15 protein-coding genes, 1 tRNA gene and 1 riboswitch are annotated in these 15,659 nt (G+C 68.3%); of the genes, 4 read left to right on the forward strand and 12 right to left on the reverse strand.

Annotation, left to right across the window (positions count from 1 at the left end):
• Window positions 1-39 precede the first annotated feature (39 nt).
• On the forward strand, window positions 40-1,479 hold the full coding sequence (locus AAHG03_RS01090) for a YncE family protein (protein ID WP_342148131.1): 1,440 nt from the start codon (window positions 40-42) through the stop codon (window positions 1,477-1,479).
• A gap of 58 nt (window positions 1,480-1,537) precedes the next feature.
• Here AAHG03_RS01090 and AAHG03_RS01095 read toward each other — a convergent pair whose 3' ends face one another.
• The 10 genes from AAHG03_RS01095 to AAHG03_RS01140 all read right to left on the reverse strand — a co-directional run bounded on the left by AAHG03_RS01095 (window position 1,538) and on the right by AAHG03_RS01140 (window position 9,235).
• The gene (locus AAHG03_RS01095; protein WP_342148132.1) at window positions 1,538-1,975 is read right to left on the reverse strand and encodes an EamA family transporter; all 438 of its coding nucleotides are present in this window, start codon (window positions 1,973-1,975) and stop codon (window positions 1,538-1,540) included.
• Window positions 1,972-2,406 (reverse strand): DUF190 domain-containing protein, encoded by a 435-nt coding sequence (locus tag AAHG03_RS01100; RefSeq protein WP_342148133.1) that lies wholly within the window; start codon window positions 2,404-2,406, stop codon window positions 1,972-1,974. The genes AAHG03_RS01095 and AAHG03_RS01100 overlap by 4 nt, the downstream gene beginning before the upstream one ends.
• 9 nt (window positions 2,407-2,415) lie before the next feature.
• Window positions 2,416-3,801: a voltage-gated chloride channel family protein gene (locus AAHG03_RS01105; protein ID WP_342148134.1), complete on the reverse strand. Its 1,386-nt coding sequence runs from the start codon at window positions 3,799-3,801 to the stop codon at window positions 2,416-2,418.
• Between the two features lie 23 nt (window positions 3,802-3,824).
• A riboswitch (Fluoride riboswitch) is annotated at window positions 3,825-3,898 on the reverse strand.
• Window positions 3,899-3,980: 82 nt separating this feature from the next.
• Entirely contained in the window at window positions 3,981-4,307 is a 327-nt protein-coding gene (gene sorB, locus AAHG03_RS01110) for a SorB family sulfite dehydrogenase c-type cytochrome subunit (RefSeq protein WP_342148135.1), read from the reverse strand.
• Window positions 4,308-4,320: 13 nt separating this feature from the next.
• Window positions 4,321-5,532, reverse strand: coding sequence for a SorA family sulfite dehydrogenase catalytic subunit (sorA, locus tag AAHG03_RS01115; protein ID WP_342148136.1), 1,212 nt, complete (start codon window positions 5,530-5,532; stop codon window positions 4,321-4,323).
• 122 nt (window positions 5,533-5,654) lie between these two features.
• Window positions 5,655-6,371, reverse strand: coding sequence for an anti-sigma factor family protein (locus AAHG03_RS01120; protein ID WP_342148137.1), 717 nt, complete (start codon window positions 6,369-6,371; stop codon window positions 5,655-5,657).
• Window positions 6,371-6,859, reverse strand: a complete 489-nt coding sequence (locus AAHG03_RS01125) for an RNA polymerase sigma factor (RefSeq protein WP_342148138.1) — start codon at window positions 6,857-6,859, stop codon at window positions 6,371-6,373. Before AAHG03_RS01125 ends, AAHG03_RS01120 begins: the two co-directional genes overlap by 1 nt.
• Before the next feature lie 256 nt (window positions 6,860-7,115).
• Complete coding sequence (locus tag AAHG03_RS01130) at window positions 7,116-8,411, reverse strand: arsenic transporter (protein WP_342148139.1); 1,296 nt, start codon at window positions 8,409-8,411, stop codon at window positions 7,116-7,118.
• A 34-nt stretch (window positions 8,412-8,445) separates the two neighbouring features.
• Complete coding sequence (arsC, locus tag AAHG03_RS01135; RefSeq protein WP_342148140.1) at window positions 8,446-8,883, reverse strand: arsenate reductase (glutaredoxin); 438 nt, start codon at window positions 8,881-8,883, stop codon at window positions 8,446-8,448.
• The gene (locus tag AAHG03_RS01140) at window positions 8,876-9,235 is read right to left on the reverse strand and encodes an ArsR/SmtB family transcription factor (protein ID WP_342148141.1); all 360 of its coding nucleotides are present in this window, start codon (window positions 9,233-9,235) and stop codon (window positions 8,876-8,878) included. Before AAHG03_RS01140 ends, arsC begins: the two co-directional genes overlap by 8 nt.
• A 50-nt stretch (window positions 9,236-9,285) precedes the next feature.
• Here AAHG03_RS01140 and arsH point away from each other — a divergent pair, with 50 nt between their 5' ends.
• The gene (arsH, locus tag AAHG03_RS01145) at window positions 9,286-10,032 is read left to right on the forward strand and encodes an arsenical resistance protein ArsH (protein ID WP_342148143.1); all 747 of its coding nucleotides are present in this window, start codon (window positions 9,286-9,288) and stop codon (window positions 10,030-10,032) included.
• Between the two features lie 225 nt (window positions 10,033-10,257).
• Here the strand turns inward: arsH and AAHG03_RS01150 are convergent, their stop codons facing one another.
• Both AAHG03_RS01150 and AAHG03_RS01155 read right to left on the reverse strand, forming a co-directional pair.
• Complete coding sequence (locus AAHG03_RS01150; RefSeq protein WP_342148144.1) at window positions 10,258-12,486, reverse strand: tyrosine-type recombinase/integrase; 2,229 nt, start codon at window positions 12,484-12,486, stop codon at window positions 10,258-10,260.
• Window positions 12,487-12,807: 321 nt separating this feature from the next.
• Window positions 12,808-12,882, reverse strand: a tRNA-Gln gene (locus AAHG03_RS01155).
• Between the two features lie 99 nt (window positions 12,883-12,981).
• On the opposite strand from AAHG03_RS01155, the gene AAHG03_RS01160 reads away from it, so the two are divergent.
• Together AAHG03_RS01160 and AAHG03_RS01165 are read left to right on the forward strand one after the other, a co-directional pair.
• Window positions 12,982-13,722, forward strand: a complete 741-nt coding sequence (locus tag AAHG03_RS01160) for an SDR family oxidoreductase (protein ID WP_342148145.1) — start codon at window positions 12,982-12,984, stop codon at window positions 13,720-13,722.
• 102 nt (window positions 13,723-13,824) lie between these two features.
• Window positions 13,825-15,459, forward strand: a complete 1,635-nt coding sequence (locus tag AAHG03_RS01165) for a peptide chain release factor 3 (RefSeq protein ID WP_342148146.1) — start codon at window positions 13,825-13,827, stop codon at window positions 15,457-15,459.
• Window positions 15,460-15,659 lie beyond the last annotated feature (200 nt).

Below are 15,659 nucleotides of genomic sequence, written 5' to 3' on the forward strand. Positions count from 1 at the left end.
GCCCACCGTCCCGACCATCAGCGCGAAGAGACCTTCACGATGCGACACCTCATTCCGGCGACCCTGCTGCTCGCCCTCCTCGGCGGGACCTCGCTTGCGGGTCAGGCGCCGGGGCCCGCCTCGGCGCCAGACGTGCCCGTCAGCCCCCGCGACCGCTTCTACACCTCGGACCAGTTCTCCAACACGGTCTCGGTGATCGATCCCGCCGCCAACACGCTCCTCGGCGTGATCCGCCTCGGCGACACGACGCCCGCGAACCTGAGCCCGCTCTATCGCGGCCAACTCCTCGTCCACGGCATGGGCTTCTCGCCCGACCGCAAGACCCTGCTCGCCGTCTCGATCGGCTCGAACTCGGTCAGTTTCATCGACACCGCCACCAACACGGTGCGCCGCACGACCTATGTCGGACGCTCGCCGCACGAGGCGTTCTTCACGCCGGACGGGCGGGAGGTCTGGGTCAGCGTGCGCGGCGAGGACTACGTCGCGATCCTCGACGCGGGGACCGGCAAGGAGACGGGTCGGATCACGGTGCCGAACGGGCCCGGCATGACGATCTTCTCGCCCGACGGGCGTTACGGCTACGTCTGCTCCAGCTTCAGCCCCGAGACGGTCGCCATCGACGTGAAGAGCCGCGAGATCGTCGGGCGGATCAAGCAGGAGAGCCCGTTCTGCCCCGACATCGCGGCGACGCCCGACGGCAAGCAGGTTTGGTTCACCCTCAAGGACGTCGGCCGCGTCCAGGTGTTCGAGGCCACGCCGCCGTTCAAGGCGCTCAAGACCATCGAGACGGGACCGATCACCAACCACGTCAACATCGCGCGCACGAAGGCCGGGCAGTTCGCCTACGTGACGGTCGGCGGCCTGAACCAGGTGAAGGTGTTCCGCACCGACGACTTCTCGCAGGTCGCGACGATTCCCACCGGCGCGCTCCCGCACGGCCTCTGGCCCTCAGGCGACGGTTCGCGGATCTATGTCGGCCTGGAGAACGCCGATGCGGTCGCGGTGATCGACACCGGCAGCAACGCGGTGATCGCCACGATCCCGATCGGCCAAGGGCCGCAGGGGGTGGCCTACGTCCCGGACGCGGTGCCGGAGGGGGCCGGCGCGCCGAACCTCCAGCCGCTGGGCGCGGCGGGCCAGTCGAGCACGCTGACGCTGGCCGGGCCGGACGGCAAGGCGGCCACGCAGGTCACGCTGTTCGACCAGGGGGTGCTGCAGACCCTGCAGGCGGCGGTGACGGACCTCACACCGAAGAAGCCCTACGTGCTGGCCCTCTCGGCCGATCCGAAGGGCGCCGGGCCGCTGGAGCCGCTGGCCGCCTTCATGACGAACCCGGCGGGCGCGGCCATCGTCAACGCCGTGGGCCCGATCAGGCAGGTGACGCAGAACGCCGATGCGGCTGCGCGGCGCAGCCTCGTCATCGTCGAGGGCAAGCCTGGCGAGACCGGCGCCACGGTCCAGACCCAGGCACCGCACTGACGCGCGTGGGGGGCGGTCGCCGGACGGCCCCCTCGCGTCCTATCCCGATGGCTTGTCCTCACGCCCTGTAGGCGACCAGCACGGCGCCGGCGGCGATCAAGGCGATGCCCAACCAGTTTGGGGCAGCCAATCGCTCGCCCAGGAACATGACGCCGAACACCGCGACCAGCACGACGCTGAGCTTGTCCAGAGGTGCAACGCGGGCCGCATCGCCGAGCTTCAAGGCGCGGAAGTAGCAGAGCCACGAGCCGCCGGTGGCGAGCCCCGAGAGGACGAGGAACAGGTAGGTCTTCCGCGAAATCGACCCGAGCGGCTGCCATTGCCCGGTGGCGAGCAGAATCAGGCTGAGGACGCAGACGATCACGACCGTGCGGATCAGCGTGGCGAAATCGGAATTGACCGCCTCGATCCCGATCTTGGCGAAGATCGCCGTCAAGGCCGCGAATGCGGCGGAGAGCAGTGCCCAGATCTGCCAGGATGCCAGAAGGGCCTTCATGGCTCGAGCCCCGCCACGTCCTGAGGGGCATTGGCCTGCGTGATCCCGGTAGGCCCGACGCACCAGTGTTCCAGAGGCTTGTAGACGACGATCTTGTCGGTCAACAGATCGCCCTGTTGACGGCAGAATTGTTCGAGTTGGGCGCGCCGGCCGATCAACTCGACGCAGATGGTGAGCTGAGGATCGGAAAGCTCCGAACCGTCTTCTCGGATCGGCCCGTGGTCGCTGAATCCGTACTGAGCCGGGTGGGCGACCGCGTTCATCAGGCCTGCGGTCTTGGCCCGCAGGATCAGTTCCCGGTAAAGGGGCTTTGCTCCCGTTCCGAGCTGCCAGAACGAGCGCCGCCCGCGCGATGCGGCCCTGTCCGCCCGTCTGACATAAACGCGCAGCATGCCGACCTCGGCCGGAATCACGGTGTGTGCCTGCGGCATCGGCTCTCCTCAGTCCTTCACGGGTGCGACGGTGCGACGGGAAGCGGTCCGGACCGTGCGGGCCTGCCGCAGGGTGGCGCCGAGGATCGACGCATCCTGGGTGGCGACCTTCGGAACGGCGATGCGCTGCGACAGGTAGATGCCGCTATGCCCGGAGCAGAGATAGGCCACGAAGCAGGCGATGGCGGTTGGGACGGCATGGGTGGCACCGAACAGCTCGATGCCCATCAGAGTGCAGGCGAGCGGCGTGTTGGCGGCCCCCGCGAAGACCGCAACGAAGCCGAGGCCCGCCATCAGGTCGATGGGTGCCCCCAGAAGCCCCGCGAGCGCGTTGCCGAGGGCCGCCCCGATGAAGAAGAGCGGTGTGACTTCGCCGCCCTTGAAGCCGGTGGCGAGGGTCACAGTGGTGAAGAGGATCTTGAGCGCCCAGCTCCAGGGATGCACGTCCGGCCCGAAAAAGCTCGCGATGATCAGGGCGTGCGGGTCGGGCGACCACACGCCCAACCCGAGATAGTCGCGGGTGCCGCACACGGAGACCAGGCCGATGACGGCGAGGCCCCCGACGACGGGCCTCAGCGGGGCGTAGGCGATGAGCCGCTTGCACCAGCCGCCGAGCCAGTGGTTCAGCTCCGCGAAGAGCAGGCCGGCAAGCCCGAAGGCGACGCCGGCGAGGGCCACCTTGGCCAGAAGCAGCGGCCCGGCCCCGTGCGCGCCCTCCGCGAGATCATCGATGCGGAACAGGCCATGATGGATGCCCCAGAGACGGCACGTCCAGTCGCCCACGACCGCCGCGATCAGGCAGGGGACGAGGGCTGCGTACTCGACGCGACCGATCGCCAGCACCTCCAGAGCGAAGACCGCACCGGCCAGCGGGGTGCCGAACACCGCACCGAACCCGGCCGCGATGCCGGCCATGAGCATGATCCGGGCGCTCTGGGCATCGAGGCGGAACAGCCGGACGCAGGCGCTCGCCAGGGAGCCACCGAGCTGGACGGCCGTGCCCTCGCGTCCGGCAGAGCCGCCGAACAGGTGCGTGACGACGGTACCGAGGAAGATGAGCGGGGCCATGCGCAGCGGCACGCCGCCGCCGGGCTCGTGGATCTGCTCGACAATGAGATTGTTGCCGCCCTCTACCGACCGGCCGAGCCGGTGGTAGAGCAGGCCAACGGCGAGGCCTCCGAGGGGCAGTCCGAGCAGCAGCCAAGGCTGGGCGAACCGCGCAGCAGTCGCGGCGTCGAGGCTCCACAGAAAGGCGGCGCAGAGCGTCCCGACCGCCGCGGCCATCGGCACGAGGGCGATCAGCCAGCGCACGACCGACAGGGCGTGGACCCGCCTGAGTCGCAGGAAGGCGATGAGGTCGAGCTGAGAGAGAAGATTCTGGAACGAGGCGCGCACGATTCCCCCTTGTTGCGAGATCGCAAAAGGTAGGAATCATCAGCCCGAGGGCGGTTCGGCCACGATGGCCCGGCAGAAATCCATTGCCGTGCTGGCGGTGTGTCAGCCGCGGAGTTGCCTGTCAAGCCACGCTCTCCGCGCGTGCGCACGCGCGGAGAGCGGACTGCCCGTGCAACGCTTCAGTACGTCTCCGCCAGATAGGCGGCGATGGCCTTGGTCTGCGCCTCGTCGATCGGCGCGTGGTAGACCTTGACCATCTTAGTCACCTCGGACTCCCAGAAGGCCACGCCTTTGCCGGGCGGCTGCATCGCGATGTAGTCCACCGAATGGCAGACGAGGCAGTTCGTCTGGGCCGCCTCGAAGCCTTCCGCGTGCGTGCCGGCCTTCGGCGCCCGCAGGGTCGCGGTCGGTTCGGGCACCTCGTAGGATTTCGGCGCGGCGAGCGCCGCGCCGGTCGCGAGGGCGAGGGCGAGGGCCGCCGCCAGGGCGAGGGTGATACGGGTCATCGTCGTCACTCCCTCAGGCCGCGCGCACGTGGGTGGTCTCGACCACGTTGCGCAGGTACCCGGCCGGGTTCCAGCGTGGCTCCATCGGCTGGCTCGCCCCGTCGTTGGCGGTTGCCCGCGCCCGGATCGCGTGCGCCCCCGGCGATAGCTCCGCGTCGAGGGTCCACGGCCGGAAGGCGTAGGGGCCGAGATCCTGCCCGAGCCGCGCCTCCATCCAGGTCTTGCCGTCGTCGGTCGAGACCGCCACCGCCTTGATCCCGGAGCCGCCGTCGAAGGCGATGCCGCGCAAGGGGGTGCGCCCGGCCTTCACCTCCGCCCCGTCGGTCAGGTTGGTCAGGAAGGAGCGCACCGTGAAGCGGTTGATCGGCACGGTCTTGTCCGCCGCCTTGCCGGGTTCGGTGCAGGCGCAGTCGTTGTCGGGGATGCGGTAGGCCTTTTGCATCCAGAAGCCGTCGAAGGGTTTGTCGAGCACGCTGATGCTCTCCAAATGCTTGACCCAGTAGGTGCCGTAGAAGCCCGGCACGACGAGGCGCAGGGGATAGCCGTTGAGCCAGGGCAGGTCCTGCCCGTTCATGCCCCAGGCCAGCATCACCTGCCCATCGCGGGCGTGGTCGAGCTTGAGCGACTTGGCGAAGTCCGGCGTCTCCGGGATCACCGGGCCGTCGAGGCCGGTAAAGGCGACCTCCACGGCGCCCGCCTTCACCCCGGCCTTGTCGAGCACGGCCTTCAGCGGCACGCCGGTCCAGCGGGCGCAGCCCATCGCCCCGTTGGCGAGCTGCCCCCCGGCCATGCGCGGTTCAAAGAAGCCGCGGGAATTGCCCGAGCACTGGTTGACCGCGACGATCTCGGTCGTCGGCATCGCCTTCAGGTCAGCGAGCGAGAGCGAGACCTCCCGCTCGACATGGCCCTTGATCGCGACGCGGTAGGTCTCGGGATCGATCTCGGTCGGGATGTCGGCGAGATGATAGCGCACGAAGAACGCGTCATTGGGCGTGATGGCGCCCTCGTCGAACACCGAGAACGGGGTCTCCAGCTGCGGCGGCCGCGCGGTCATCTGAAGCAGCGGGCGCTTGCCCGGATAGGCCGCCAGGGGCCGCTCGCCGTGGCCGAAGGGCAGCGTGGCGGTGTCGCCCGCGAGCGCCCGCAACGACGCGAAGCTGCTGCCGCCCAGGCCCGCCAGGGCGGTGAGGCCCGCCCGCCTGATGAGATCGCGTCTGTCGAGCATCCGATTCCTCCCCGATCCGCGCAAGGCTCCGGCGACCGGGCCCGCGACGTGCGGAGGAGGAGACGCACGTCGCCCCCGGTCTATTCGCGGCGGGTCGAAATAAATCCCGCGGCGCGCGCCGGTCAGCCGGTGCAGGGGCGCTCCGAGAGGCCGGTGGCCCGGTCCAGGGCGAGCCGCAGGCGGTCCGTCTTGTTCGGTTCGGTGAGCAGCACGGCTGCCTCGGCCAGCAGGGCGAACCGCTCGGTCGGCACCATCTCGGACAGGAGGACGTAGCGGCGCCCCTCGCTGTCCCAGCGCGCCATACGCAGGCCGCCGCTCCCTTGCGCGATCTCCAGACCGGCCTGTCCGCGCGACGGTCCGCTCCAGATGGCGAGCCGGCAGCCGTGACGCCCCTCGTAACCGGCGAGGCGACCGACCGAACCATCGTCCGGGGACAGGTAGACCAAGCGGAAGCCGGCCGCCCCGAGATCGAGGGGGAAGCCAGGGGGGCCGCCCGCGAGCCGTACGTCGTTCGCGGGTGAGCCCGCCGCGCTCCAGGCCGTGAAGGCTGCGCGCGCGGAGTCGGCCGGCGCGCGAGACGACAGGGCGAGCCAGCCGGTGCCGACGAGGACGACCAGGGCCGCGGCGCACGCCCATCCGATGTAGGCGCGGGCGATCGGCGCGCGCCGGGGCGGCACGGCCGCCGCCGTTACCCCTTGCTTCACCCCCTGCTTCAGCCGGGTCAGGGTCGCGACCCGCGCGGCCAGGATCGGGTCCCGGGCCAGCGTCTCCGCGACAGCGCGCCGGTCCTGCGCGTCGAGTTCCCCATCGACGTAGGCATTTAGGGTCTCCCAGCGCATCACCGCCCCTCGCTCCCATCGGACGGCCCGGCGATCCGGTGCAGCATGATCCGCCTCGCCCGGTGCAGACGGCTCATGACCGTGCCGACGGGAATGCCGAGCCGTTCGGCGGTTTCCCGGTAGCTTAGGCCCTCGACGTCCACGCAGGTCACGACCGTCCGGCAGGGCGCATCAAGGGCGGCGAAAGGCTGGCGCACGGCGATGGCCTCGATCAGGCGGTCGTCGAACCCTTCGTCGGGCCAATCCACGAGATCGTCCTCGCGCCGGGATCGGTTCCGGCGGATGCGGTCGATCCAGGCGTGGCGCACGATCCGGAACAGATAGGCGCGGGCCGCCCGTGGTTCGCTCGGCGTCGTCCCCGTCGAGAGCGCCTTGAGGGCGCTCTGCTGCATCAGGTCGCGCGCGGCGTCAGGCTCCCGCGTCAGTGTCAGGGCGTAGCGGAACAGGCGCGGCCACGCTTCGACGAGGTGCTGGCCGATGGATCGCATCCTGACGTATCGTCCCCCCGTGCTCCTTATCATAACGACGCATGAGGAGACAGCAGCGCCATCCGTGTCGATGATTTTGGATGGTGGGAGGCCTGATATTGCCGCAGGGCCACTCGAAGCGGTGCGCAACGTTCTGCCACGCTCTCAAACGTCGCCCGGTCATGTTTTACAGTGTGTGGCAGCCGAGCCTCCGCGCCGTAGAGCCGGCCGAAGGCGGAGATCACCGGCCAGCCGGCGGTTCTCGGGCGCGGGCGGGCTACCGAGCGCCGAGCAGCGGCAGCCAGGCCGCCAGCGCCAGCAGCGTGACCAGCAGCACGGGCGGGGTGATGACCAGCCCGACCTTCATGTACTGGCCCCAGGTGATCCTTTGGCCCTTGCTATCCAGGACGTGCAGCCAGAGCAGGGTGGCAAGGCTGCCGATGGGCGTGAACTTCGGACCGAGGTCGCACCCGATCACGTTGGCGTAGACCATCAGCTCGCGGGTCAGCGGCGACAGGTCCGGGGCCTGCTGGATCGAGAGCGCCCCGATCAGCACGCTCGGCATGTTGTTCATGACGGACGACAGGATCGCGGCGGCGAAACCGGTGCCGACGGTGGCGACCCACGGTCCATGCCCGGCAAGCCAGACCAGCCCCTTCGCCAGCTCGTCGGTCAGGCCGGCGCTCCGGAGGCCGTAGACCACCAGATACATGCCGAGGCTGAACAGGACGATCTGCCAGGGGGCGCCGGTCAGCACCTTGCGGATCGGGATGATCCCGCCTCGGTTCGCGAGCAGCAGGAGCACCGCAGCGCCGGCAAAGGTCACGACCGAGACCGGCACGCCGAACGGCGCGGTGACGAAGTAGGCAAGCAGCAGCACGCCGAGCAGCGGGAACGCCGCCCGGAACACCAGCGGGTCGCGGATCGCGTCGTTCGGGCGTTCGAGCGCATCCACGGGATAGGCCGCCGGCACGTCGCGCCGGAAGTAGGCCCACAGCACCAGCAGGGTCGCCGCCAGGGAGACGAGGTTCACCGGCACCATCACGGCCGCGTACCGGCCGAAGGTCACGTCGAAGAAGTTCGCCGAGACGATGTTGACGAGGTTGGAGATCACCAGCGGCAGGGAGGTGCTGTCCGCCACGAACCCGCAGGCGACGATGAAGGCCAGGGACGCCGCCGGCTCGAAGTCCAGCCGGAGCAGGATCGCCAGCACGATGGGGGTCAGCAACAGCGCGGCGCCGTCGTTGGCGAACACCGCCGCGATGGCCGCGCCGAGAAGGACAACGAGCGGGAACAGCCGCCGGCCCCGGCCACCGCCCCAGCGGGCGATGTGAAGCGCGGCCCAGTGGAAGAACCCGGCCTCGTCCAGCAGCAGCGAGATGATGATGAGCGCCACGAACGTGAAGGTGGCGTCCCAGACGATTTGCCAGACCACCGGGATGTCGCCCGGGTGGATCACGCCCGTGGCAAGGGCTATCCCCGCACCGGCCAGGGTGCTCCACCCGATCCCCAGGCCCTTGGGCTGCCAAATGACGAACACGAGGGTGACGAGAAAGATGGCGAGCGCGAGCATCCGAGCGTTTTCTTCTCGTTAATCGGCGTGAGGCTCAGGCGGCAACGACGCGGCGGCCATGCTCGTCCATTACCCGCTCGCCGTCCTCCCTGACGAACTCGCCCTGCTGCACTGGCAGGAGATCCAGCACGGCCTCGGACGGCCGGCACAGGCGCACGCCCTTCGGTGTGACGACGAGCGGGCGGTTGATGAGGATCGGGTGCGCCTCGATCGCATCGAGCAGTTGCGCGTCGGTCAGTGCCGGATCGCCGAGGTTCAGTTCGGCGAACGGGGTGCCCTTATCCCGCAGCACGTCGCGGACGCTCAGGCCGGCACGAAGCAGGAGTTGCACCAGCAGCGCCCGTGTCGGCGGGGTTTTGACGTACTCGACCACGTGCGGCTCGATGCCGGCGTTGCGGATCATCGCCAGGGTGTTGCGCGAGGTGCCGCATTCCGGGTTGTGGTAGATCACAACATCGAACGGCTCAGGCATGGGCGGTCTCTCCGGAAGGGGGGCAGCAGGTAGCCAGCGCAGCCATCGCCGGGGCGCAGACCTCCGGGCGGCCCTGGCAGCAGTCGCGCATGAGGAAGGCGATCAGGTCGGACAGCACCGGGTAGGCGGCGCTGTAGATGATCGAGCGGCCCTCGCGCCGTGAGGCGACCAGCCCGGCGTGGCTCAGTTCCTTGAGGTGATGGGACACGGTGGCGGCGGACACTCCGACCGCCTCAGCCAGCACGCCGGAGGCCAGCCCGTCCGGGCCGGCGCTCACGAGCGCCCGCACCAGGCGCAAGCGGTGTTCTTGAGCGAGGGCCGCGAACGCAGCGAGGGCTTGCGGTTCATCCATTTTCGATACAATATTCAAATTATTGCTTGAACGTACAAGAAAGTTGATCCTTGGACAAGCCCGCCCAGCCCTTCGCCGACGGCCTGCCGAACCTGAGCGTGGCGCATTTCGAGGTGCCGACCCGCGACCGCGTGCATTCGACCGCGCCGTTTACACATGCGCCGCGGATCCTGATCCTGTACGGCTCGCTGCGAGAGCGCTCGTTCAGCCGCTTCCTGGCCTACGAGGCCGCGCGCCTGCTGGAAGCCATGGGCGGCGAGGTGTGGATCTACGACGCGCACGGCCTGCCCCTGCCTGACGACAGCACCGCCGACCACCCGAAAGTGCAGGAACTGCGGGAGTTGTCGATCTGGTCCGAGGGGCAGGTCTGGGTCAGCCCCGAGCGGCACGGCAACATGACCGGGGTGATGAAGAGCCAGGTCGACTGGCTGCCCCTGTCAGAGGGCTCCGTCCGGCCGACCCAGGGACGAACCCTTGCCGTGATGCAGGTCTCGGGCGGCTCGCAGAGCTTCAACGCGGTGAATAGCCTACGCCTGCTCGGCCGCTGGATGCGGATGATCACCATCCCAAACCAGTCGTCGGTGCCGATGGCTTACAAGGAGTTCGACGACGCCGGTCGGATGAAGCCGGGGCCGCTCTACGAGCGCGTCGTGGACGTGTGCGAGGAGCTGATGAAGTTCACGCTCCTGACCCGCGAGCGGGCCGACTACCTGGTCAACCGCTACAGCGAGCGGAAGGAGCGCGCGCCAGAACGGTTGAATAGCATTGCTGCCGACGTGGGGTTCGCGAAGCGATAGATTGCCCGCTCCAATGCTCGCTCTGACGTTCCCGTGTAATGGTCTGAAGGCCCAATTAGGGTCGACGCCGGAAGGTTGCATACTTGCAGGTGTCGTCCGCTTCCGGGCAGTGCGCCGATGTCCGCTCATGGCGCAAATGAGAAACGCCAGCTGAGCTGCTTGAGCGCCCGCATCGGAGAAGCGGCGAGGGTCGGCTGTATGGATCGGGGCTTGCCGCATCAGGCTTCAAGTCGCGTGAAGCGACTTCTGGTCTGGCCGTGAACGGAATACCGTTGTCGGCGGAGACCGTCCCGATCCCGCGGCGTCGCCTTTACGCGCGGATGGATGCGTCGATGAAGAGGATGACGGGCGTCTTGACCGCCGTCGCCTCCCCATCACGCACTCCTTCGACGAGCCGTCCGTGATCACTGTTCCAAGAAGCGCCCAATCATACGTCCGTAGATCCCGCGTGACCTCGGGTATGGCCGCAATGGCCGTGAGCAAGTCTTCGGGTTTGAGCGTCTTCTTGTAGTTGCGCGAGTTCACCGTGGCGCCCTCATGGCCCAGCATCGACTCGCGGATCGGATCGAGCACCAAACGCCTGATCATCTCCGTATTGCCGAAATGCCGGAAGGAATGGAACGTCTTTCCCTCCTCCCGAGCCGACGGCACGGCTTCGTCCAGAACGACTGTCCAGCGCTTGTCGAACAGGTTCGACAGGGGTGTGTTCTCGCCAAGCTGTGCGATCTCCGAGAAAATCAGATCGTGTCGCCCGCCCGCTTTGGTCCGCACGAAATCCAGAAAGCCGAGGCGGATGAGCTCGGGATGGATCGGCAGCGTCCGGCGAGACACCGCATTCTTGAGACGCCGCCGGCGTGTCGGTTGGATCTTGAGCGTGCCCCGCTCCACGTCGATGTCGCCGAGTTCGAGATAGGCCAGCTCGGACAAGCGCGCGCAGGAGTAGTAGCCGAGAAGTGGCAGCCAGTAGACGGCTGCGAAGATCTGCTGCCTCCGCGCGATCCGCAGCATCTCCGGCTCCGAGGCCGTCGAGGTCCAAACGGGATGTGCGAACAGCTTCTCTACCTCGTGAGCTTCGAAGGCCGGTCGCTTCTCACCATCCCGCTCCGGGTCGATCAGCCGGAAGTCGCTCAGAAGTTCGACCTGCCCGATCGGGCGCTGCTTGGCGCGGCAGTACTTCGCGATCGTCGAGAGCTGCGTGATATGCCGGTTGACCGTCGCGGGGCTGAGCCCAACCTTCTCAGCCTGACCCGCGGCCCGCATCGTTCGTCCACGCTCAATGAGATCTGCGATCGATAGATCCGCATCGCGTGAACTCTTGCCGTAGGATTTGGGCAGGTTCGAGAGGTTCTGGACGTAGGCAGCGAGATGCGCGTGCGTGATCCGCCGCAGGTCGTCGGTCCCGGCGATGTCGCCCAGCATCCTGGCGACGGCCCGATGCTGCCGCTGGGTCTTCTCGTCCCAGGTGACACCTTTGTGGATGACGAGCTCTTCGACCATTGTCGTCAGGGAGTTCGTGATGGGCTCGGAGACGGCTTCCACGCCCGTGCTCGCATCGTCCTGAACTCGCTGTTCGTATTCAGTAGCGCAGTCGGCGGTGTCTTGAATGGCATCCTCGCCATCCAGCTCGGACCGCATATGCGATTGATCTGGAACCGCTTCTGGAGCGGCGGCCTCCGTGTCCGAAGGGTACGACGCAGGTGCTGGCGCAGCGGGCGGGTGCTTCCTAGCCGGTGCAGGACCCTCCTCGGGTACGGGATAGCGGGCAGATTCGGATAGGTGAGGGGGAGAACCGCCACCATCATCACTCGCGGTCTGCCGAAGTATCGGCGGAGCGTGGATCTCGAAGTCGCCCCATTCGAAGCTGTCGGCGCCATCGAAGTCGGACGAGGCCCAGCCTAGCTCGTCGCGTGGCATTTCGCCCCTGACGCGCATGGCAGAGAGATTGGCCCAGGCCTCACGCGGATCGCAACGGGCCTCGGCATAAGTTGCAGCGAACTCGCGCGAGACATGGCCGGAGACAGCCGCGAGGCCGCGTAGGCATCGGATCAGGCCCGCTTCGGTGACGGGCTCGTCCATGCTCATCAGCATCGCCTCGAGATAGGCGCGGGGCGGCGTGAGCCGCCCGGTCTCGTCCGGGCGTCCGAGATCGCGCAGGTAGCCATTCGTGATGCGTCGCCTGATCGCCCCGCGTTCCGTCAGGCTGAAGCCTTCCCGCTTTAGGCGAGCATCGAGTTCGCTGTCGTACCCGGCTTCGAAGCCTTCCTCGGCGGCCAGGGCCTGCAGGCGCCCGAAGATGCGGTATTCCCGGGCGCGTCTCTCCATCAGTGCGGGCCAGTCGCCGACGAGCGGATCACGCGGCGGATCGAGGTCGCGCTGCAGACGCGTCAACCGCGCGCCCCGCTCCCGGTCGACATACGCGCGCAGGTGGTCTCGGATCTGGCTGGTGGTGCGCATGGCGGGATCGTCCCGGACGCGGAGGCTTTCCGCGTTGAGCGCCCAGCCGAGTGTGCGCGCACTGGATGGGTCGGTCGTGCCCAGGCTCAGAGCGACCGTGGTGGAATTCCCCTTAACAGAGGCACCAAGCGGTCGCGTCCGCTCATCGCAACGGAATCGCCTACGCCACCAGTATACCGCACCGCGTCGGTACACGTTAGAACAAATCGTCAACGGCCTGCCCCTGTGGACAAGCGCGTGCAACAGCTCTGCGTACAATCGGCGCAGCCGCCAGAGCGGCCGAGCGCGGATCGCAATCAGATCAACGACTTAGCTGAGGCTTGGCTGGGGCGCCAGGATTCGAACCTGGGAATGGCGGTACCAAAAACCGCTGCCTTACCACTTGGCGACGCCCCACCGACGCGAAGGTCGTGGGTTCTCTAGACGGGCTGCGCGGGGCTGGCAACCGGTCACGCGAAGCTGCGATAGAGGGAGGGGCGGCGCGGGGAGGCGGAGATGGGCGGCGTGGCGTTGGTGACGGGGGCCGGGTCCGGGATCGGGCGGGCGGTGGCGCGGGGGCTGTCGGGGGCCGGGTGGCGGCTGGTGCTGGCCGGGCGGCGGCGGGAGGCGCTGGAGGCGGTCGCCGGTGAACTTTCGGGTGAAGTGCTTTGCGTGCCGACCGATGTCGCCGACCCCGCCGCGGTCGAGGCGCTGTTCGCCGAGATCGCAAAAAACTTCGGGCGGATCGACCTGCTGTTCAACAATGCCGGCATCTTCACCCCGGCCGCGACCGTCGATGAGGTCGCGGTCGAGGACTGGATGCGCAGCGTGAACGTCAACCTCACCGGTGCCTTCCTGTGCACGCGGGCGGCGTTCGCGATGATGCGGGCGCAGGATCCGCAAGGCGGGCGGATCGTCAACAACGGCTCGATCTCGGCGACCGTGCCGCGGCCGATGTCGGCGCCCTATGCGGCCACCAAGCACGCCATCACCGGCCTCACCCGCGCCACCGCGCTGGACGGGCGCCCCTTCGACATCGCCTGCGGCCAGATCGATATCGGCAACGCCGAGACCGAGATGACGCAGGGCTTCGGCAAGGGCGCGCGGCAGGCCGACGGCACGATCCGGCCGGAGCCGTTCATGGAGGCGCGGCACGTCGCCGAGGCGGTGGTCTACATGGCCGGGCTGCCGCTCTCGGCCAACGTGCTGTTCATGACCGTGATGGCGACCGGCATGCCCTATGTCGGGCGGGGGTAGACGCTCGCCCGGCTTTGCGCGGGACGCGCGGAGCGCGTACAGAGGCCCGACCCCGGATTCCTATAAGACGAGTGGCCGCCAGTGGCGCGGCCGGTGCCCGCCATGCTGATGCAATCTGACCCAAAAATTGCCGACCCCAAGCCCGCCGACCCCAAAGCCGACCCGGTCGCGCGGCGGCGCACCTTCGCGATCATCTCGCACCCGGACGCGGGCAAGACCACGCTCACCGAGAAGCTGCTGCTGTTCGGCGGCGCGATCCAGCTCGCCGGTGAGGTGAAGGCCAAGCGCAACCGCGTCTCGACCCGCTCCGACTGGATGGGCATCGAGAAGGAACGCGGCATCTCGGTCGTCACCTCGGTGATGACCTTCGAGTACGGCGACTGCGTCTTCAACCTGCTCGACACGCCGGGCCACGAGGACTTCTCGGAAGATACGTATCGCACGCTGACCGCGGTCGATTCGGCCGTGATGGTGATCGATGCGGCCAAGGGCATCGAGGCGCGCACGCGGAAGCTGTTCGAGGTGTGCCGGCTGCGCGACATCCCGATCGTCACCTTCGTGAACAAGCTCGACCGCGAGGCCCGCGACCCGTTCGAGCTGCTCGACGAGATCGAGAAGACGCTCGCCCTCGATGTCGCTCCGGTGACGTGGCCGATCGGGCTCGGGCGCAACTTCGCCGGCACCTACGAACTCGGTGGCAACCGGGTGCGCCGCCTGGATGCGGCAGACGATGCCGGCACCATCGCGGTCTCCGGCGCCGACGATCCGCTGTTCGACGAGCTGCTCACCGAGGACGGCGCCGCGCAGGCGTGGCGCGACGAGGTTGAACTCGCCGAGGGCGGCCTGAAAACCTTCGATCTCGACGCGTTCCGCGAGGGGCACCTGACGCCGGTCTTCTTCGGCTCGGCCCTGCGGAACTTCGGCGTGCGCGACCTGATCGACGGGCTCTCCCGCTTCGCCCCCCCGCCGCGGGGCCAGGAGGCCGACAAGCGCGCCGTGCAGCCGACCGAACCGAAGATGACGGGCTTCGTGTTCAAGATCCAGGCGAACATGGACCCGAACCACCGCGACCGCATCGCCTTCATGCGGGTCTGCTCCGGCCAGCTCCGGCGCGGGATGAAGGCCAAGCTCGTGCGCACCGGCAAGCCGATGTCGCTCTCGGCGCCGCAGTTCTTCTTCGCGCAGGATCGCGCCATCGCCGACGAGGCCTATGCCGGCGACGTGGTCGGCATCCCCAACCACGGGACGCTGCGCATCGGCGACACCCTCACCGAGGGCGAGGAGCTGGTGTTTCGCGGCGTGCCGAGCTTCGCCCCCGAGATCATGCGCCGGATCAAGCTCACCGACGCGATGAAGGCCAAGAAGCTGAAGGAGGCGCTCCAGCAGATGGGCGAGGAGGGCGTCGTGCAGGTGTTCGTGCCGCAGGACGGCTCGCCCGCCATCGTCGGCGTGGTCGGCGCGCTGCAGCTCGACGTGCTGAAGGAGCGGCTCCAGGCGGAATACGGCCTGCCGATCGACTTCGAGACGAGCCGGTTCTCGGTCTGCCGCTGGATCGAGTCGGACTCGGAGACCGAGATCGACAAGTTCGTGAACGCCCACGGCTCGTCGATGGCGAGCGACCTCGACGGCGCCCCGGTCTTCATGGCGTCGACCGCCTTCTCGCTGCGCTACGAGGAGGAGCGGTGGGAGAAGATCCGGTTCACGGACGTGAAGGATTATCAGAAGCGGGCGGCATGAGCGGCGTCCGTAGACCCCTCGTCCCACCCTCACCCTCATCCTGAGGTGCCGCGTCAGCGGCCTCGAAGGAGGGCGTCCCAAGGATCGCGCGATTCGCTGGAGCCCTCCTTCGAGGCTTCGCTGCGCTCCGCACCTCAGGATGAGGGGATCGGGTAGGACGAGCCTTGGCGAACAAAGGTCGCTTCGCCCGCCGGGGCGGC

It is taken from the genome of Methylorubrum subtropicum, assembly GCF_038442325.1.
Classification (GTDB): Bacteria; Pseudomonadota; Alphaproteobacteria; order Rhizobiales; family Beijerinckiaceae; genus Methylobacterium; species Methylobacterium subtropicum.